The 16,228-nt window shown below is 65.0% G+C and carries 22 protein-coding genes; 12 read left to right on the top strand and 10 right to left on the bottom strand.

Annotation, left to right across the window (positions count from 1 at the left end):
* Window positions 1–38: 38 nt before the first annotated feature.
* A complete protein-coding gene (gene gndA, locus AC1DYL_RS18680; protein WP_477174331.1) occupies window positions 39–1,457 on the top strand; it encodes an NADP-dependent phosphogluconate dehydrogenase in 1,419 nt (472 codons plus the stop codon).
* A 54-nt stretch (window positions 1,458–1,511) separates the two neighbouring features.
* Here the strand turns inward: gndA and AC1DYL_RS18675 are convergent, their stop codons facing one another.
* From AC1DYL_RS18675 to AC1DYL_RS18665, 3 genes are all read right to left on the bottom strand, one after another.
* Window positions 1,512–2,855: a TCR/Tet family MFS transporter gene (locus AC1DYL_RS18675; RefSeq protein ID WP_477174330.1), complete on the bottom strand. Its 1,344-nt coding sequence runs from the start codon at window positions 2,853–2,855 to the stop codon at window positions 1,512–1,514.
* Window positions 2,856–2,925: 70 nt separating this feature from the next.
* The gene (locus AC1DYL_RS18670) at window positions 2,926–4,167 is read right to left on the bottom strand and encodes an FAD-dependent monooxygenase (protein WP_477174329.1); all 1,242 of its coding nucleotides are present in this window, start codon (window positions 4,165–4,167) and stop codon (window positions 2,926–2,928) included.
* A gap of 7 nt (window positions 4,168–4,174) precedes the next feature.
* Entirely contained in the window at window positions 4,175–4,420 is a 246-nt protein-coding gene (locus tag AC1DYL_RS18665; protein ID WP_477157643.1) for a zinc-finger domain-containing protein, read from the bottom strand.
* A gap of 140 nt (window positions 4,421–4,560) precedes the next feature.
* Between AC1DYL_RS18665 and AC1DYL_RS18660 the strand changes: the two genes are divergently transcribed.
* The 3 genes from AC1DYL_RS18660 to AC1DYL_RS18650 all read left to right on the top strand — a co-directional run bounded on the left by AC1DYL_RS18660 (window position 4,561) and on the right by AC1DYL_RS18650 (window position 6,607).
* A complete protein-coding gene (locus tag AC1DYL_RS18660) occupies window positions 4,561–5,319 on the top strand; it encodes an alpha/beta fold hydrolase (protein ID WP_477174328.1) in 759 nt (252 codons plus the stop codon).
* Between the two features lie 101 nt (window positions 5,320–5,420).
* The gene (gene cysE / locus AC1DYL_RS18655; RefSeq protein WP_477174327.1) at window positions 5,421–6,245 is read left to right on the top strand and encodes a serine O-acetyltransferase; all 825 of its coding nucleotides are present in this window, start codon (window positions 5,421–5,423) and stop codon (window positions 6,243–6,245) included.
* Between the two features lie 143 nt (window positions 6,246–6,388).
* Entirely contained in the window at window positions 6,389–6,607 is a 219-nt protein-coding gene (locus AC1DYL_RS18650; protein WP_477149522.1) for a DUF3126 family protein, read from the top strand.
* Between the two features lie 27 nt (window positions 6,608–6,634).
* Here the strand turns inward: AC1DYL_RS18650 and AC1DYL_RS18645 are convergent, their stop codons facing one another.
* On the bottom strand, window positions 6,635–7,306 hold the full coding sequence (locus AC1DYL_RS18645) for a hypothetical protein (RefSeq protein WP_477149521.1): 672 nt from the start codon (window positions 7,304–7,306) through the stop codon (window positions 6,635–6,637).
* A gap of 99 nt (window positions 7,307–7,405) precedes the next feature.
* On the opposite strand from AC1DYL_RS18645, the gene AC1DYL_RS18640 reads away from it, so the two are divergent.
* Together AC1DYL_RS18640 and AC1DYL_RS18635 are read left to right on the top strand one after the other, a co-directional pair.
* Window positions 7,406–7,726, top strand: a complete 321-nt coding sequence (locus tag AC1DYL_RS18640) for a DUF6949 family protein (protein WP_477174326.1) — start codon at window positions 7,406–7,408, stop codon at window positions 7,724–7,726.
* A gap of 70 nt (window positions 7,727–7,796) precedes the next feature.
* Window positions 7,797–8,321: a GrpB family protein gene (locus AC1DYL_RS18635; RefSeq protein ID WP_477174325.1), complete on the top strand. Its 525-nt coding sequence runs from the start codon at window positions 7,797–7,799 to the stop codon at window positions 8,319–8,321.
* A 3-nt stretch (window positions 8,322–8,324) separates the two neighbouring features.
* Here AC1DYL_RS18635 and AC1DYL_RS18630 read toward each other — a convergent pair whose 3' ends face one another.
* The 3 genes from AC1DYL_RS18630 to AC1DYL_RS18620 all read right to left on the bottom strand — a co-directional run bounded on the left by AC1DYL_RS18630 (window position 8,325) and on the right by AC1DYL_RS18620 (window position 10,479).
* Window positions 8,325–8,948 carry a transglutaminase-like cysteine peptidase gene (locus tag AC1DYL_RS18630; RefSeq protein ID WP_477174324.1) on the bottom strand — a complete coding sequence of 208 codons (624 nt, stop codon included), beginning with the start codon at window positions 8,946–8,948 and terminating at the stop codon, window positions 8,325–8,327.
* Between the two features lie 138 nt (window positions 8,949–9,086).
* Window positions 9,087–9,710 carry a PilZ domain-containing protein gene (locus AC1DYL_RS18625; protein WP_477149517.1) on the bottom strand — a complete coding sequence of 208 codons (624 nt, stop codon included), beginning with the start codon at window positions 9,708–9,710 and terminating at the stop codon, window positions 9,087–9,089.
* A gap of 106 nt (window positions 9,711–9,816) precedes the next feature.
* Window positions 9,817–10,479: a PAS domain-containing protein gene (locus AC1DYL_RS18620; protein WP_477174323.1), complete on the bottom strand. Its 663-nt coding sequence runs from the start codon at window positions 10,477–10,479 to the stop codon at window positions 9,817–9,819.
* A 185-nt stretch (window positions 10,480–10,664) separates the two neighbouring features.
* On the opposite strand from AC1DYL_RS18620, the gene AC1DYL_RS18615 reads away from it, so the two are divergent.
* Window positions 10,665–11,414, top strand: coding sequence for a rhomboid family intramembrane serine protease (locus tag AC1DYL_RS18615; protein ID WP_477174322.1), 750 nt, complete (start codon window positions 10,665–10,667; stop codon window positions 11,412–11,414).
* On the top strand, window positions 11,411–11,632 hold the full coding sequence (locus AC1DYL_RS18610; RefSeq protein ID WP_477149514.1) for a SlyX family protein: 222 nt from the start codon (window positions 11,411–11,413) through the stop codon (window positions 11,630–11,632). Before AC1DYL_RS18615 ends, AC1DYL_RS18610 begins: the two co-directional genes overlap by 4 nt.
* A gap of 12 nt (window positions 11,633–11,644) precedes the next feature.
* Here AC1DYL_RS18610 and hisI read toward each other — a convergent pair whose 3' ends face one another.
* On the bottom strand, window positions 11,645–12,088 hold the full coding sequence (hisI, locus tag AC1DYL_RS18605; protein WP_477174321.1) for a phosphoribosyl-AMP cyclohydrolase: 444 nt from the start codon (window positions 12,086–12,088) through the stop codon (window positions 11,645–11,647).
* A gap of 44 nt (window positions 12,089–12,132) precedes the next feature.
* Window positions 12,133–12,978 (bottom strand): AraC family transcriptional regulator, encoded by an 846-nt coding sequence (locus tag AC1DYL_RS18600; protein ID WP_477174320.1) that lies wholly within the window; start codon window positions 12,976–12,978, stop codon window positions 12,133–12,135.
* A 215-nt stretch (window positions 12,979–13,193) separates the two neighbouring features.
* Here AC1DYL_RS18600 and AC1DYL_RS18595 point away from each other — a divergent pair, with 215 nt between their 5' ends.
* Window positions 13,194–13,862 carry an outer membrane protein gene (locus tag AC1DYL_RS18595; protein ID WP_477174319.1) on the top strand — a complete coding sequence of 223 codons (669 nt, stop codon included), beginning with the start codon at window positions 13,194–13,196 and terminating at the stop codon, window positions 13,860–13,862.
* 18 nt (window positions 13,863–13,880) lie between these two features.
* Here the strand turns inward: AC1DYL_RS18595 and folE are convergent, their stop codons facing one another.
* Entirely contained in the window at window positions 13,881–14,498 is a 618-nt protein-coding gene (folE, locus tag AC1DYL_RS18590) for a GTP cyclohydrolase I FolE (protein WP_477149510.1), read from the bottom strand.
* Between the two features lie 152 nt (window positions 14,499–14,650).
* Here folE and AC1DYL_RS18585 point away from each other — a divergent pair, with 152 nt between their 5' ends.
* The 3 genes from AC1DYL_RS18585 (at window position 14,651) to AC1DYL_RS18575 (ending at window position 15,785) form a co-directional block, all read left to right on the top strand.
* Window positions 14,651–15,103 (top strand): iron-sulfur cluster assembly scaffold protein, encoded by a 453-nt coding sequence (locus tag AC1DYL_RS18585; protein WP_477149509.1) that lies wholly within the window; start codon window positions 14,651–14,653, stop codon window positions 15,101–15,103.
* Window positions 15,103–15,414 (top strand): membrane protein insertion efficiency factor YidD, encoded by a 312-nt coding sequence (gene yidD / locus AC1DYL_RS18580; RefSeq protein ID WP_477174318.1) that lies wholly within the window; start codon window positions 15,103–15,105, stop codon window positions 15,412–15,414. The genes AC1DYL_RS18585 and yidD overlap by 1 nt, the downstream gene beginning before the upstream one ends.
* A gap of 68 nt (window positions 15,415–15,482) precedes the next feature.
* On the top strand, window positions 15,483–15,785 hold the full coding sequence (locus AC1DYL_RS18575) for a hypothetical protein (protein ID WP_477174317.1): 303 nt from the start codon (window positions 15,483–15,485) through the stop codon (window positions 15,783–15,785).
* Window positions 15,786–16,228 lie beyond the last annotated feature (443 nt).

Below are 16,228 nucleotides of genomic sequence, written 5' to 3'. Positions count from 1 at the left end.
GCGCAATGAAATCCTGATAACTCCCAATGGAGATAATGATGGCGTCTGCCGATATCGGCCTGATCGGGCTCGCAGTTATGGGGTCCAATCTGGCGCTCAACATCGCCGAGAAGGGCTACACCATCGCGGTCCACAACCGCACCGCTTCCAAAATCGATGATTTCGTTGCGACGGCCAAGGAGCAGGGGCTGGATCAGAAGGTCGTGCCCGAGGCCGACCTCGTGAAGTTCATCCAGTCGGTGAAGCGTCCCCGTTCGATCATCATCATGGTCAAGGCCGGCAAGCCGGTCGATGAGATGATCGAGCAGCTGCTGCCGCACCTCGAAGCCGGCGACGCCATCCTCGAATGCGGCAACTCGCTGTTCACCGACACGCAGCGCCGCTTCGACTATCTTACGCCCAAGGGCATCGGCTATCTCGGCATCGGCGTCTCGGGCGGCGAGGAGGGCGCGCGCCATGGTCCCTCGATCATGGTCGGAGGCGCCGAGCAGCAGTGGAAGAACGCCCAGCCGATCCTCGAGGCGATCTCGGCCAAGTTCAACGGCGAGCCGTGCTGCGCCTATCTCGGCGAGGGCGGCGCGGGCCACTTCGTCAAAATGATCCACAACGGCATCGAATATGGCGACATGCAGATGATCGCCGAGGTCTATGGCGTGATGCGCGACGGCCTTGGGATGGACCCGAAGGCCGCCTCGGATGTGTTCAAGGACTGGAACAACGGGCCGCTCAACTCGTACCTCGTCGAGATCACCGGCTATGTGCTGGAAGCGACGGAGCCGAAGACCGGCAAGCCGCTGGTCGAGCTGATCCTCGACAAGGCCGGGCAGAAGGGCACCGGTACCTGGACCGCCATCGCGGCGCAGGAACTGGCGGTGCCGGCGACGGCCATCGAAGGCGCCGTCGCGGCGCGCTCGATCTCATCGCGCAAGGAAGAGCGCATCGCCGCAGAGGGCGTCTACGGCAAGCGTTCGGCCGGCAAGGCCAACGTGTCGCTCGAAGAGCTGGAGAAGGCGCTGCTGGCCGGCAAGATCGTCTCCTACGCGCAGGGTTTTGCAGTGCTGGCCAAGGCGTCCGAGGTGCACGGCTGGAACCTGCCACTCGCTACCATCGCCAAGATCTGGCGCGCCGGCTGCATCATCCGCTCGCGCTTCCTCGACCAGATGTCGGCGGCCTATGCCAAGGGCGAGGCCACCAACCTGCTTATGGTGCCGGACTTCGTGACCATCATGAAGGACGCCCACAAGTCGCTGCGCAAGATCGTCGCCGAGGCCGCCATCGGCGAGTTCCCGATGATCTGCCTGTCGGCCTCGCTGGCTTACTTCGACAGCTACCGCCAGGCGCTCGGCACTGCCAACCTGACCCAGGGCCAGCGTGACTTCTTCGGCGCCCACGGCTTCATCCTGATCGACCGCGAAGGCGAGCAGCACGGCAAGTGGCCGTCGACGCTGGGGAAGTAAACCCTGGGTACGGCGCCTAAGAAATCCCCGCGGAAGCGGGGATTTTCGTTTTTGTCACTCCCCCGCCGGGCGCTCGATCGGGTCGCCATTCTCGTCGTGCGGTGGGGTCTGCTGCTGGCCAGGCTGGCCCATTTCGTGGATATGCGGCTTCTTCGAGACCGAAGGGCGATGCGTCAGGTCGAAGCGGCGCACGGTGTAGACGAATAGCGCCGCGGCGCAGACCACTAGAATGCCGGCGCCGAGGAACGGCGCGCCCGGAAAGTAGCCAGGCTGGCCTGGCTCGGCCTGCGTGAAATGGCTGAACAGTTGCGTCGCGAGCAGTGGGCCGAGGATCGAGGCGAGGGAGTTGGTGGCGTTGATCGCGCCCTGCAGCTCACCCTGCGCGTCGTCGGACACTTGGCGCGACATCAGCGAGTTGATGGCAGGGCCAGCGAGGCCGGCGAGCGAGCCGAACACCAGGAAGCCGTAGAGCGGCAATGCGGAGTGGATGAAGGCGGTGCCCGTGAAGGCGATGGCGGCGGCCAACATGCCGACCAGCACGGTCGACCATTCCCCGATCCGCTTGGTCACCGGACCAATCAGCAGCGCCTGGCTGATGGCGAAGCCGATGCCGAAAGCGCCCAGCGCGACACCAATCTGCGCCGACGAGAACTTCAGCACCTCAATGGTGAAGAAGTTCCACACCGACGGGAAGGACTGGCTGGCGAGAACGAACAGGCCGAGGGACGCCATCAGCCACAGCACGACCGGGTTCTTGCTGAGGCTCCACAGCACGCCGAACGGGTTGGCGCGGCGGATGTCGAACGGGCGCCGCTTGTCCTTGGCGAGGCTCTCGGGAAGCACGAAGAAGCCGAACATCAGGTTGGCACCGGCGAGGATGGCCGCGGCGTAGAACGGCCAGCGCGGCCCTAGCTCGCCGAGCAGGCCGCCGATGACAGGGCCGAAGATAAAGCCCAAGCCGAACGCCGCGCCGATCAGGCCGAAGCGATGGGCGCGCTTTTCGCGCGGGGTGATATCGGCGATGTAGGCCGTTGCTGTCGCGACCGAGGCGCCGGAAATGCCCGCGATGGTGTGGCCGATGAAGATCAGCACCAGCGAGTTGGCGAGGCCCATGATCGCATAATCAATCGTCAGGCCCGCGAGCGCTATCAGGATGATCGGTCGGCGGCCGAACCGGTCGGAGAGGTTGCCGAGCGCCGGTCCGAACAGAAACTGCATCAAGGAGTAGGCGAAAACGAGATAGCCGCCAATGACAGCCGCCTGCGCGACGCTGCCGCCCGAGAGCTGGGTGATCAGCTGGGGCAGCACGGGCAGGATGATGCCGTAGCCCAGCATATCCAGGAAGATCGTGATGAGCACGCAGGCGAGCGTGAGATTGGATTGCGGAGAGACGGGCATGCGGGGCGCTATTCCCAATTTGGAGCGGCAGTTGACACATCACCTCCAGCGAAGGCAAGCGCCATGCGGCTCAGTGGACGTCCTGTCGCGGTAGCCGCGGTGCGGGTGGCAGGCCCTCGGGATCGGGCGCCGCGTCATAGCCATAGAGCCATCCCAGGCGCTTCAGATGCCCGCGCGGACCCTGCAGTTTCACCACGGCGTTACGTGCAATCGTGAACGGCCACTCGAGGTGGAAGGCGGCGCCATTGGCGTTCGAGAGCTTCCGCACCCGCTCGACGCGCGGCTGGCGTAACGCGGCGTAGCGGCGGAGCGCCGAGGTGGCATCGGCCTCGGTCATGAGCAGCGGCGCGAGGATCGCCGCGTCCTCGATCGCCATGGCGGCCCCCTGCGCCTGGAACGGCAGCATGGCGTGTGCCGCGTCGCCGATCAGCCCGACGCCGCCCTCCGACCAGGTCGGGGTGGTGACCGTCGAAATCGGCCAGTAGCCCCAGTCCTCGCCGGCCGTCTCGCGGATGGCATCGAAAGCACGGCTCTTCATGGCAGCCCATGGCAGGTCGGGCGCCTTCGGCGGCTCGCCGTGGAAGGCGCGCTCGGCCTTCACCTTGGCGAACAACGCGACATTGATCTGGCGGCGATGCGGTAACGGGTAGGTTACGGCATGATAGCCCGGTCCCCAGAGCAGGCTGGTGCGTCCGGGCAGCAGCACCTTGTCGAGGTCGTGCTGCGCCAGCGTGATCCGCCAGGCGACCATTCCCGAATAGGTGGCCTCCGGCCCCATCAGCACGCCCATCCGAGTGCGCGAGTTCACGCCGTCGGCGCCGATGAAGGCGAAGGCGCGGGCTGAGCGCGATTTGCCGTCGGCCTCGTCGACGGTGACGGAAACGCCGCGCGCATGGCTCACTACGTCATAGGCGCGGACGCCGAACAACATGTCGATATTGGCGAAGCGCTTGCAGGCCCGGTACAGCACGTCGGCGAGGTCGGCGCGGTGCATCACCGTGTAGGGCACGCCGAAGCGCTGCTCCATGACGCGGCCGAGTTCCAGCGTCAGCAGTGGATCGCGTGCGCCGTAGGGATAGACGTCGATACCATCGGGCTCGAACGCCTTGGCCGCGAGGGCCTTGTCGAGGCCGAGGCGGTTGAGGATCTTGCGGGCGTTGGGGCTGACCTGCAGGCCGGCGCCGACTTCCTGCACCTCGGCATTGCGCTCGAGCACGACAACGGTGGCGCCGAACTTGGCCAGCGCGAGCGCCAACGTCATGCCGGCAATGCCTGCCCCTGCGATGTAGACGGTGCGTCCGTTGCCGGACATCGGGAAATCAGGCGGCTTCGGAGTGATATACGGCCGAGAGCGGCTCGGAGGTGCCCGGCGCCAGCTCCGGGTTGAACACGTAAAGGGTCGAGCAATAGGAGCAGACGACCTCGTTGTCCTTGCCCATGTCGATATATATGTGCGGGTGATCGAACGGGGGCAGGGCGCCGACGCACATGAACTCCTTGGAGCCGACCTCGATGCGCGGCAGACCCTGGGTATTGTGGAAATGCGGGGTGCTCTCGTGCGCCATCGGATGGTCCTCGGTTCGAATTCGGGCGGAACATAGCGAGGGCAGCGCTGGAATGGAAGGTGCTGCGACCTCGCCGTGATGGGCTTGGACTGGGCGCGCCCGCTTGCTAAACCCAGCGCCCCAATCGAAAGGCCGTTCCCTTGCCCCAGTTCAACTCCGCCGGCATTTCCATCGCCTATGAGGTTCACGGCGAGGGCAAGCCGATCCTGCTGATCCATGGCTTCGGTTCGTCCGGCAAGATCAACTGGATCGATACCGGCTGGGTGGAGACGCTGGTCGGCGCCGGCTATCAGCCGATCACCTTCGACAACCGCGGCCACGGCGCCTCGCGAAAGCTCTACGACGCGCAGCTCTACTTTGCCCACGAGATGGCTCGTGACGCCAAGCGGCTGCTGGATCACCTTGGCATCACGCGGGCCCCAATCATGGGCTACTCGATGGGTGCGCGGATCGCCGCCTACCTGATGCTGCAGGATCCGCAGGCGGTGAGTTGTGCCGTCTGGGGTGGCATGGGGGTCAACCTGATCTCGGGGCTCGAGGATAGCGAGGAGATCATCGAGGCGCTGACCGCCGAGTCGCTCGCAGAGGTCACCGGCCGTACCGGGCGGCAGTTCCGCATCTTCGCCGACCACAACAAGGCCGACCGCGCGGCGCTGGCGGCCTGCATGGTCAATTCGCGCGAGCCGATGCGCGAGGCCGACGTGCGGCGGATCGAGCAGCCGGTGCTGGTCGCCGTGGGCAGCGACGACGACATGGCCGGCTCCGCCGCGGCACTGGCCGAACTCCTGCCGCACGGCGAGGCGTTCACCATCGAGCGGCGCGATCACATGCGCGCGACGGGCGACAAGCAGTTCAAGGCGGCAGCATTGGAATTCCTCGGGCGGCAGCCCGCGGAGTAACCATTCAACGCGAGTTCAGCGGCGGCGAACCAATCTGTGCGGTAATGGTTGGTATCGGAGCACGATTTGTCCTATATCGGCATTCGCCGATGGAGATGCGGATGAGCACGAATTTGAAGACGGGCAACGTTACGGCCATGGATCCGGTCTGGGATGCAGTGGTTTCGGGAGCGCGGCACATCGTTGCCAGCGAGCCCTCGCTCGCCAATCTCCTCTACTCGAACGTGCTCAACCACGACAATTTCGAGGAGGCGCTGGCCCACCGGCTGGCCGAACGCCTCGACCATCCCGATGTCTCCGCCGACCTGATCCGCCAGGCGTTCCGCGAGGCGCTGGAGTCTCGCCCGGAGATCGGGTTCGAGTCGCGCGCCGATCTCGCCGCGACGCTGGAGCGCGATCCGGCGCTGCACAAGGCGGTCGATTGCTTCCTCTATTTCAAGGGCTTTCACGCCATCCAGACGCACCGCTTCGCGCATGAGTTGTGGAACAGCGGGCGCAAGGATTTCGCGCTCTACCTGCAGAGTCGCTCAAGCGCGGTGTTCCAGGTGGACATCAATCCGGCGGCGCGGATCGGCAAGGGCATCATGCTCGACCATGCGACCGGGTTCGTCGTCGGCGAGACCGCGACGATCGGCGACAATGTCTCGATCCTCCAGGGCGTGACCCTCGGCGGCACCGGCAAGTCCGAGGAGGACCGCCATCCCAAGATCGGCAATGGCGTGCTGATCGGCGCCCATTCGGTGGTGCTGGGCAACATCAAGGTCGGCGATTGCGCGCGCATCGGCGCGGGCTCGGTGGTGGTGAAGGAAGTGCCGCCGCGGGTGACCGTCGCCGGCGTGCCGGCACGCATCATCGGCGAGGCTGGCACCCCGCATCCGGCCTCGGTGATGGACCAACTGGCGGTGGTGCAGGACCTTACCGGCTGAGTCTGCCGCCGACCTGAGGCGCCGCTCGCCGTATTTGCGCCATTCGCTGCAGGAAAAAGCACGCCGCGGGATTGCTCGCCGGGTCGCAATGCCTATTGTGGCGATCCCAAATCGACCCCAAGAATGCCCCTGAAGGAGCCGCCATGAACCATCCCGAAATCATCAAGCTCCAGAAATTTCTGCAGCAGAAGTTCGGCAACCGGCAGATCGACGTCCGTCCACGCAACAAGCAGAACGACAGCGTCGAAGTGTATCTGGGCGAGGAATTCCTTGGCCTGATCTATGTCGACGACGAGGACGGCGACCGCTCGTACAACTTCCAGATGGCCATCCTGGACGTCGACCTGGACGAGATCCACTAAGCAGCGTCGGAGCCGCGAGGTGGCACGCTACAGCGCCCCGATCTCGCCCAGGCGCGCGCTCAGCTGCGCATCGAAGTCGCGCCAGTGCGCCAGGGCGGTCTCGGGGAAGGCGTAAACCGCCGCAACGCCGGGACCCAGATATACGGTCCTCAGGCACTGTCCCGCAGTCGCGGGTGGAATCGGCTTCGAGCATTTGGCGACAAATGGGTCGGCCGATAGCGCATCGTACCAGACTGTCTCATCGGCATACCCACCATCGGGCCGCAAGGGCTTGCCCACCAGTCCGGGCGGGCCGGTGAGCTGCTCGGGCAGGAACTGGTGGAGGTACACGCCATCCAGCAGGGCCGCGCTGGGGCGGGCCCGGCTGCGCGGCAACAGGGTTACGTCCACCGGTTCGATATGGCCCTCGACGCCGAGCGGTAGCTCCAGGCGCAGGTCGATCTGCTTGGCAAAGCCTTCCACGCGCTGCTCCTCATAGCGGAACCAGGACAGCGGAATCTCGAGATCGTGGCCGCCCAGGGTGCGGGTCAGCGTTGTCTCGGTATCAAGACGATGTGCCTGGATGCGGGCGCCGCGGCCCGCCGCATCGATCAGGTAGGCGACGCCAATCCCCAGCAGGCCGAGCACCACCGCGATGGCCGCCAGATTGAAGCCAATGGCGCTGTGCTGCGCCTTATGAGCCTGAGCCTCACCGGCCATTTGTGTGAATTAACCAGTCTTGTGTGCGTCAGGTGACAGCCCAATGGGCGCCGGATATGCTTAACAAAGAGTTAAGATATTGGTGCGGGGGTTGCGCGTATGCTCAGGGAATTGCTGCTGGCAGGACTGATCATGGCGGTTGGGCTGGCCATCGCCGGGGTGGGGACTTACCTCTATCAGTGGGTAAGCAAGTCGCAGGCGGTGCTGCGCTATGACGGCAAGACCCTTGCCCATAGCCTCGGCAACCTAGGCCTGAGCTTCGTGTGCGGCCCGATGATCATGTTGCAGATGGGCTGGCAGAACGATCGCAAGGGTACGCTGTCGATCAGCATGGCGCTGGTCGCCGCATTCGTCGCCTTCGGCTGGGCTTTCATCACCGGCCTGATGTTCGTCGGCAGCTATTTCGCCATCATCCCGTAAAGCGCGTTCGGCTTCGCGGCTCCGGCTTATCTGTCTGCAGCGCCCGCCCCATCCGCTGAGGAGATGATGGATGCCGCCCGCCTTTCCCGTGGTGCTGAAATCGCACGACCCGCAATGGGCCGGCGCAGCCGACCGAGAAGCCGAGCGGCTGCGCGGGGTCCTGGGCGACACGCTGCTGCATGTCCATCATATTGGATCGACCTCGATCCCCGGCCTTGTGGCAAAACCCATCCTCGACCTGATCCCGGTGGTACGCTCGCTCGCAGCGCTTGATGCGGCGCAGGGCAAGCTGGAAGCGCTCGGCTATGCCTCGTGGGGTGAGTTCGGATTGCCGGGTCGCCGCTATTTGACGCTCGACGACGCGGTGCAGGGCAGGCGGCTTGTACAACTGCACTGCTATGCCCAGGCCAGTCCGGAGATCACCCGGCATCTGGCGTTTCGCGACTACCTGCGCGCGCGCCCGGATCTGGTTGCCGAGTATGAGGCGATCAAGCGGCGCTGCGCCGCGGCCCACCCGGATAGCTCGCACGCCTATGGCGATTGCAAGGGCGAGTGGGTGAAGCGGACCGAGACCGAAGCGCTTGCGGCGCGCTGACGTTTACTTCGAGGCGACGAAGGTGGCGCGGGGATCGACGATATCGACCCACTGGCTGGCGTCGGCCTGCGACTGGCGCTTGAGGAACTGGTAGGGCGTCTCGTTCCAGAGCAGCACGCGGCTGTCCTGGTTGTCGAGCACGAGGTCGCCGCGGTCGGTACGAACCATCAGGACGGCATGGCCAGTGCCCTTGGTCTCGCGGACCACGGTCATCAGCAGGGTCGAGGGGTTCCAGCCGGCCTCGATCAGCGCCTTGCGCTTGGCGAGGGCGAAATCCTCGCAGTCGCCGTAGCCGTCGGGATAGGCCCAGTACTCGGCGACTTTGTAGTAGTCCTCGTCGGTTACGGCGACGATCGCGCTGTTGATTACGTTGTTGATCTGCACCAGCTGGTTCCAGCGCGCTTCGGTCAAGCCCATGGCGCCGACGGCGTTCGGGTTGGCCTTGCACTCGCCGCGATGCGCCTTGCAGAACTCGGAGGCGCCCACCGGAATGCTGGTGATGCCGCCTGCGGGGGCGAAGGCCGGGTTGGTGAAATCGACCTGGTCGGCGCGTGCCGGCATGGCGAGAATGAATGCCGCCATCCCGATTGCGACTGCCGCTGCGATGAACCCTTTGAACTTCGACATCGTGGTTGCCCCCTGACGGAAGCCACGATGCCCGGGCCAAATTGCCCCGAACGAAAAACTGTAAGCTAGTTTTTATGCGAATTAGAACGGTCCCGGTGAGGACTCGTTAGGCATAGCGAAGCGGTTGGGAAACGGGGTTTAGTTGACCCGCAGGTTCTGCTGCACGACGGTCAGCATTTCCTGGGCGGAGACGAACTCGACGCCGACGCCATCGGCGAAGTGGCGCACGACGCGGGCGCGCATGCGGCCCAGCGTGACCGGGGTGCCCATGGCGGGGCGCACGGCGAGCTCGATGGCGGCGCCGGAGAGCGAGATGTCGATGATCTTGCAGTTGTAGCGGCGGCCATCGTCGAGCACGACGGTCGAATGGCGGTTGTCGGGCACCACGCGCTCGTGCCGGCGGTCTTCCGGCAGGTTGAGCAGGTCCTTGTTGGCGAGCCAGGTGAGCTGCGCAGCCATCTTGTCGCGCTTGCGGAGGGTCGCGACGACATCCATCTTGAAGCCGCCGTCGATGATATCAGTCACGTCGCCCTCGATGCGGCCGAGGTGATCGATATAGGCGATCACCTTCTCGCCCGGGCCGCCCGAAATGGGGGCAATGACCACGGCGTCGCCGGGAGACATCTCCAGCACCTGGCAGGGGAATTCACGACGATCGCTGAGCATGTAGCGGCCGAGCAGCGATACCTTTACGCGCTGAAAGCGTGGCAGCTGCGCGTAAGAGCGGGCAGGTCGCGCCGAGCGGGTATTTTCGGTGAGCATATGAACGACCTGCCGGGGGGCCAAGCGATTGATTGGCCTAGGCTAGTCCACTCTTGGTTAACCGAAGGTAAGGCTTGCGGCGCGGAATGCTCCAAAGTGCCGATTTTTAGCGCCGGCCGCCGTCGATCACCGCCAGGTGGGCATAGCGGCGAGCCGTGCGGCCGAAAACCGTGGCGCTCATCGGGGTAGGGACCGACGCACCGGCGCTGGCGAAGACCAGGTCTTCGGCCGGCACCGCGGTCCCCATTTCCGCGGTCATGTCCGCCAGCGACACGTCGTCCGGCCAGATCAGCCGCAGGCCCGTGATGCGCTGCTCCATGATCGGCTGCACGCCGAACCAATAGGGCTCGTCGATCGAGGTCATGGCGCCGAGCAGCCGGGTCTGGGTGGAGCCGTTGTGACGCAGCGGCAGCAGGATTGTCTCGACCGACAGGCGCGTGTGCACCGCCGTCGTGCCCTGGAACGTGACGAGGGCAACCGCATGATCCTCGGTGACGGCGCGGACCAGGGTGTCGATGGCGTCGCGGTCACGTTCGTGCCACAGACGCGTAAAGGAGCGGCCCTTGAGCTCGCGGGCATAGGCCGAGCAGAGATGCGAGCCGGCGAGCCGGAAGTCGAACTCGCTGGAATCGTTGAGTTCTAGAATGAACGTGTTAGCCAGTGCTGTGCGGATGCGGGTAGGGTCGATGTCCCGCCGATCCGGAGCGCTGCGCGAACCACGAAGCGCATTCCAATAGTCGAACAGCGCCTTGGTGCTGGCCTTTTGCATAGTCTTTTTGCCTTGTTCCCAAACCCCCGGATCGTCTCCCGGGAAGGGACGACCGCCGCAGAGCCATAGACTGTCAAAACCGGCGGCGGAAATCGCCCTTAAACAATTGTTAGGGTTAACGTGGCGGACCCCGTGTGGATAATTCGGGGGATTGGGCTACAAAGCCCGGAAAACCGGGAGCTTTCATGTCCGACGAGCAAAAAACCCAGAGAACACAGGGGCCTGAGGGCCATCAGCCGGCGATCCTGCTGCCCGGGGTGATCACCGCGCTGCTGGGCCTGATGCTGGCCGTACATCTCGCGAGAGCCTTCGTTCTTAACGAGTCCGGGGACCTTCAGCTGATCTACTGGCTGGCCTTCATCCCGGCTCGCGCGATTGCCGCGGCGCAGTTTGAAGGGGGGTGGATACCGCTCCTCTGGACACCGTTCACGCACGCCTTCCTGCATGCCGGATGGGACCACCTTTTAATCAATTGCGCCTGGTTGGCCATTTTCGGCACCCCGGTCGCCCGCCGCTACGGCCCTGCCGCCACGGTGATTCTCTTCCTCGTCACGGCTGCCGCGGGCGCCGCGGCGTTTGCCGCGACGACCCTGCCGGACGTGCAGTTGCTTATCGGTGCCTCGGGCGGCGTTGCCGGGCTCACGGGCGTTGCCTGCCGCTTCATCTTCCAGCCGGTGATTGTGGCTCGCGATCCCGAGACCGGCGAGGAGCGCGTGCTGGGCCGCCGCATGGCCAGCCTCGGCGAAGTTATGCGCAACCAGCGTGCGGCCTTCTTCATTGTGGTCTGGCTGGTTCTCAACGCTGCCGTGCCGTTCCTGCCCCTATTGATCGGGCAATCGATCGGCATCGCCTGGCAGGCCCATCTGGGCGGGTTCCTCGTCGGCCTGTTCCTCACGCCGCTGTTCGAGCGCCGCCCGCAGGAGAGTACGAAATGAGCGACAGCCCAGAACTCACCGAACGAATCGTCACGCTGGAGACGAGGATCGCCTTTCAGGATCAGGCCATCGAGGAACTGAACGCGGCTCTTGCCGAGCACTTCAGGGAGATCGAAGCGCTGAAGCGCGACCTGCACAACCTCGGCGCGCAGCTCCGCGATGTCGAATCCCACCCGGCGCTAGCGCCGGGCGTCGAGCCGCCGCCGCCGCATTACTGAGGCTTGTAGACGTTAGCCTTTGTACACTTGGGCCGGATCGAAGAGCCGCGGCTCGCCGGTGTGGCGGAGCGTCGTGGCGTCCTCGACGATGCGATAGAAACAGCTCTTCCGGCCGGTATGGCAGGCGGCGCCGCGGCCGGTCTGTTCGACCAGCATCAGCACCACGTCCTGATCGCAGTCGGTTCGCATCTCGATGAGCTTCTGGATTTCGCCCGAACTCTCGCCCTTCTTCCAGAGCTTCTGGCGCGAGCGCGAGTAATAGTGGACCTCGCCGGTCTCGATCGTCAGCCGCAGTGCTTCGGCGTTCATGTGCGCTACCATCAGCACGCGATTGCTGCCGGCCTCCTGCGCCACCGCGGTGACGAGGCCGTGCGCGTCGAACTTCGGCGCGAAGGTGGTGCCTTCCTCGATCGCATCATGGTCGAGGGTCGTGGGATCGGCGAAAAGGGTGCTCATGGGCGGGTTCTATCCCGCGCGCGGCCTCGGCTCAATCCATGCGCCTAATCTTCGAGTGCGATCCAGATATCGAGCGATCCAAGTCCGGTCCGCGGATTGAAGGCATCGCCATAGTGCTCGATATAGGTGTGGGGCGCCTGCTTCTTGCGATAGCCGGAGCTTGGCAGCCACTCGCTGAAGATGGCGTCGAGCGTCGAGAAGATCGTGGTGATGTGGCCGCGATGGGTGAGCCGGGCGTAGCGCTGCGCCGGCACCACGATCTCGTCGAACTCGGGCGGCAACTCCGCGCCTTCCCCCACCTCCATGGCGCAAATGTACTCGGTCGTTCCGTCATCGGGGAAGTAGCGCCCACATGTGCCATAGGTGCTGCAGTCGTCGATCGCGCCGTGCACGTTGCCGACATAATGGCTGAACCGCTGCCACTGGGCGGGGATCGAAGGGCCGAGCGGCAACTTGTGGCGGCCCATGATGCCGGCCAGGCGCAGGGCAGGGCGCCTCTCGATCACCGGCGCGCTGAGCGTGACCTGGGTTATGGGGTCGAGGCGCATCGGCTGCAGCAGCGGCAGCTCGGCGAGCGAACGCCGGCGCCGCAGGTCCTCGGGCGTCAGCCCCATGAGGTCGCGAAACGCGCGCGTGAAGGCTTCGTGCGAACCGTATCCGGCATCGAGTGCGACGCCCAGGATGTCAGGCGCCCCACCGGCGAGGGCCTTGGCGGCCTCGGTGAGCCGGCGACCGCGCAGGTAGTGCTTGATCGAGTAGCCGGTTTCTTCGGGAAAGATGCGCGACAGGTGATAGCGCGATACCCCGGCATGCACCGCCAGCTCTTCGAGCGTCAGCGGCATGCCGAAGCGTGACTCGATCATCCAGAGGGTCTTGGCGACGGCGGACATGGGCTCACCCTATGCCCGGCAGTCTATATCACACTTGATCGCAGTTGCGGTCGTGAGCGAGCTTAAGCCCGTCTCGGTCGGTGGAAGTACTTAGCCGGGTGTTGCAGCGACAGCACGCGCCGCCACTTTCGCGGCAGCAGAGGACGAGCGATCGGCAGAGAACTTGCCGACCTTCCCTGTAGATGCCTCTATATCGGCCAGTATTGGGGGCAAAAATGAAACGGATAGTTGCAACATTGGCCGGCCTTGCGCTGGCAATACAGGTGGCGCCGGCGTTGGCATTCGACTGGAACGGCTTTTACGCCGGCGTGAGCGCCGGTTACAGCGTCGGCCACTCCGACGCGGCCTACGATGCCCCGGATATCCTCGCGCCGTTCAGCACGTTCAACCTCGACAGCGACCCCTCGGGCGCCTTTGTTGGCGTCACCGTGGGCGGCAACGCGGCAATGAGCAGCGGTCTTGTCGTCGGCGTCGAGGGCGACCTGTCCTACGGCAACATCACTGACACGATCGCGGACGACTTTGCGACCTATCGCGGCGACCTGGGCAACACCATCACCTCGACCTCCGACTTTTCCGGCACGCTGCGCGGTCGTCTCGGCTTCGACGGTGGTGAGTTCCTGCCGTTCCTGACCGCCGGCCTCGCCGGCGCACACGTCAAGGTTGAGGCGACCGACGGTAACCTCAGCGATGACGCGACGCTGTTCGGGTGGACTGCGGGGGCGGGCGTGGAGCTCGCGACGAGCGACAGCATGACCGTCAAGGCCGAGTATCTCTACACCGACCTCGGCGAGCACACGTGGTTCGAGGGTGCACTCTGGTCGTCGACGTCACATTCCACGTCGAACGCAATCCGGCTCGGCCTGAACTTCGCCCTCGACTGAGCAGCGCCGGCTTCCGGCTCAGCGCTTGCCGATCATGGCAAAGAAGCGGTCCTGTTCGTTGCGGTCCTCGGCGAACACGCCGGTGAAGCGCTGGGTGATGGTCAGGGCGCCGTGGGCGCGCACGCCGCGCATCGACATGCACATGTGCTCGGCCTCGATCATCACGGCGGCGCCGCGTGGGTTGAGGTGCTCGTTCACCGCGTCGATGATCTGCGCCGTCATGTTCTCCTGCACCTGCAGGCGGCGGGCGTAGACCTCGACCAGGCGAGCCAGCTTCGATAGGCCCACCACGCCGTCATGGGGCAGGTAGGCGATATGCACCTTGCCGAAGAACGGCACCATGTGGTGCTCGCAATGCGATGAGAAGGGGATGTCGCGCACCAGCACCACGTCGTCGTAGCCGCCGACGTCCTTGAAGGTGGTCTGCAGGATTTCCCGCGCGCTCTGGTGGTAGCCACCGAAGAACTCGCCATAGGCGTCGGTGACGCGGTGGGGGGTATCGAGCAGGCCCTCGCGGCTCGGGTCATCGCCCGCCCAGGCGATCAGCGTGCGAACGGCCTCCTCGGCCTCCGCGCGGCTGGGGCGGGTGATTTCAGAGACGAGCTTGGCGTGCTGCGGCTTGGCGCTGGCGTCCATCTTGTTCCTCGGTCAATAGCAGGCGACAGACGCAATACGTCGCCCCACGGTTCCCGGTGTTGTCAGTGACGATGGACGCCGCTGACTTGTTGCATCTCGATGATTATATAGGTTGCCGACGAACGCGGCCAAGGAACAGTTTCGCGAAAAAGATGGAACTCAGCGATCTTTATTCGGACCGGATCCTCGAACTCGCCGGCAATCAACCACGACCGGGTCGCCTCGCCGATCCCGACGCCAGCGCCCGCAAGGTCAGCCGGGTGTGCGGCTCGACCATCGAGGTGGACATCAATGTCGCCGACGGGGTGATCACCGGCTATGGCCATGACATCCAGGCCTGCGCGCTGGGACAGACCTCCGCCGCAGTGGTCGCGACCCACGTGGTTGGAACCCCGGTAGCGGAGTTTCGGCGCGTTCGTGACGAGATGACGGCGATGCTCAAGGCCGACGGCCCGCCGCCGTCTGGCGAGAAGTGGGCTGATCTCAAGTACCTCGAACCGGTCCGCGAGTACCGTCCGCGCCACACCTCGACGCTGCTGGTGTTCGACGCAGTGTGCGAGGCGCTCGACAAGCTCGAAGCCCCGCGGGTGGCGGCTGCCGGCTGATGCAGCGCGCCGTACATGTGTTCTGGAGCGTCGTCGACTGGCCCTTCAAGCTCGTCTCCTACGTGCTGATCCAGGGCTATCGCTACTCGCTGTCGATGTTCATGGGCAGCAACTGCCGGCACTCCCCGACCTGCTCGGAGTTCACCCGCGACGCCATCTGGCGGCACGGGTTCTGGCCTGGGGGCTGGATGGGCGTGGCTCGCATCGTGCGCTGCCGGCCGGGCGGCACGCACGGGTACGATCCGGTGCCGGAAGCGGTGCCGGAGACGGCGCATTGGTATGTGCCGTGGACTTATGGGCGCTGGAAGTAGCAGTTCACACAGATTGCGGAGCGTTGGGCGGGCGCGTAGCCTCCTTGCGAGGGCACGGAGGTGGGACTATGCGCCAATTCTTCGTGACGACACTGCTTGCGGGCGTACTGGCTGCCCCAGTTTTCGTGTTTCCGGTCATCCAGCCAGTCTCGGCGGCGACCAAGCTGACACAGGACCAGCAGGCTGCGATCTACCTGCGGTGCAAGAAAGCCGGTGGGACAGGCAAGGCCTGTTGCGTGGCCGCCGACGGGACCTGGGAGCCTGATCCCAAAGGTGCGGGCGGTACCTGCGACCTGGGTGGCACCAGCCTGAAGCAACTGCCGGGCGGCCGCATCCTCATCGCTCCGAACAAGGCCCTGACTGCACCCTGACGACAGACGATCCAGGGCCAGCGCCCCCACCTCAATCCTTCCCCTCAAGGGGGAGGGAGACGCCAACCACTTGCGCCGAGGGTGAGGCTACCAAGGCAGTCCGTGAGGGTCTCCCTCCCCCTTGAGGGGAGGGGACAGGGGTGGGGGGACTCTTCGCGCGCCAGCCCATCACCACGCTGGGTCACGGAGCCACAATCATGAGGCCAGGCAAGGCGTTGCGAGAATCTCGCACCGATCTATCCCCCCACCTCTCCACCATGCGATTCTGTGCCGGTCCGCTGCACCGAAGCGAGATCATGACGAGTGGTTGGTGCGGTGGAGACCGGGTGGGCTGCGGGTCGCTGCAGTTCAGGCGGAAACCATCACGGCAAGGACCGGTTCGCCGGTCAAGCCGCTATCACGCGAGGGCAGCTCGATGCGGAGCGGCCCAGGGAGCGAAGCCT

It is taken from the genome of Devosia sp. P1_H9, from assembly GCF_056405135.1.
This window is presented reverse-complemented; position numbering and strand designations above follow the sequence as displayed.

Coding starts and splice junctions, on each gene's coding strand:
- gndA (WP_477174331.1), top strand. CDS start 39: ATGGCGTCTGCCGATATCGGCCTGATCGGGCTCGCAGTTATGGGGTCC.
- AC1DYL_RS18575 (WP_477174317.1), top strand. CDS start 15,483: ATGCGCCAATTCTTCGTGACGACACTGCTTGCGGGCGTACTGGCTGCC.
- yidD (WP_477174318.1), top strand. CDS start 15,103: ATGCAGCGCGCCGTACATGTGTTCTGGAGCGTCGTCGACTGGCCCTTC.
- cysE (WP_477174327.1), top strand. CDS start 5,421: ATGAGCACGAATTTGAAGACGGGCAACGTTACGGCCATGGATCCGGTC.
- AC1DYL_RS18615 (WP_477174322.1), top strand. CDS start 10,665: ATGTCCGACGAGCAAAAAACCCAGAGAACACAGGGGCCTGAGGGCCAT.
- AC1DYL_RS18600 (WP_477174320.1), bottom strand. CDS start 12,978: ATGTCCGCCGTCGCCAAGACCCTCTGGATGATCGAGTCACGCTTCGGC.
- AC1DYL_RS18670 (WP_477174329.1), bottom strand. CDS start 4,167: ATGTCCGGCAACGGACGCACCGTCTACATCGCAGGGGCAGGCATTGCC.
- AC1DYL_RS18645 (WP_477149521.1), bottom strand. CDS start 7,306: ATGGCCGGTGAGGCTCAGGCTCATAAGGCGCAGCACAGCGCCATTGGC.
- AC1DYL_RS18650 (WP_477149522.1), top strand. CDS start 6,389: ATGAACCATCCCGAAATCATCAAGCTCCAGAAATTTCTGCAGCAGAAG.
- AC1DYL_RS18635 (WP_477174325.1), top strand. CDS start 7,797: ATGCCGCCCGCCTTTCCCGTGGTGCTGAAATCGCACGACCCGCAATGG.
- AC1DYL_RS18640 (WP_477174326.1), top strand. CDS start 7,406: ATGCTCAGGGAATTGCTGCTGGCAGGACTGATCATGGCGGTTGGGCTG.
- AC1DYL_RS18610 (WP_477149514.1), top strand. CDS start 11,411: ATGAGCGACAGCCCAGAACTCACCGAACGAATCGTCACGCTGGAGACG.
- AC1DYL_RS18665 (WP_477157643.1), bottom strand. CDS start 4,420: ATGGCGCACGAGAGCACCCCGCATTTCCACAATACCCAGGGTCTGCCG.
- AC1DYL_RS18585 (WP_477149509.1), top strand. CDS start 14,651: ATGGAACTCAGCGATCTTTATTCGGACCGGATCCTCGAACTCGCCGGC.
- folE (WP_477149510.1), bottom strand. CDS start 14,498: ATGGACGCCAGCGCCAAGCCGCAGCACGCCAAGCTCGTCTCTGAAATC.
- AC1DYL_RS18675 (WP_477174330.1), bottom strand. CDS start 2,855: ATGCCCGTCTCTCCGCAATCCAATCTCACGCTCGCCTGCGTGCTCATC.
- AC1DYL_RS18620 (WP_477174323.1), bottom strand. CDS start 10,479: ATGCAAAAGGCCAGCACCAAGGCGCTGTTCGACTATTGGAATGCGCTT.
- AC1DYL_RS18625 (WP_477149517.1), bottom strand. CDS start 9,710: ATGCTCACCGAAAATACCCGCTCGGCGCGACCTGCCCGCTCTTACGCG.
- hisI (WP_477174321.1), bottom strand. CDS start 12,088: ATGAGCACCCTTTTCGCCGATCCCACGACCCTCGACCATGATGCGATC.
- AC1DYL_RS18595 (WP_477174319.1), top strand. CDS start 13,194: ATGAAACGGATAGTTGCAACATTGGCCGGCCTTGCGCTGGCAATACAG.
- AC1DYL_RS18630 (WP_477174324.1), bottom strand. CDS start 8,948: ATGTCGAAGTTCAAAGGGTTCATCGCAGCGGCAGTCGCAATCGGGATG.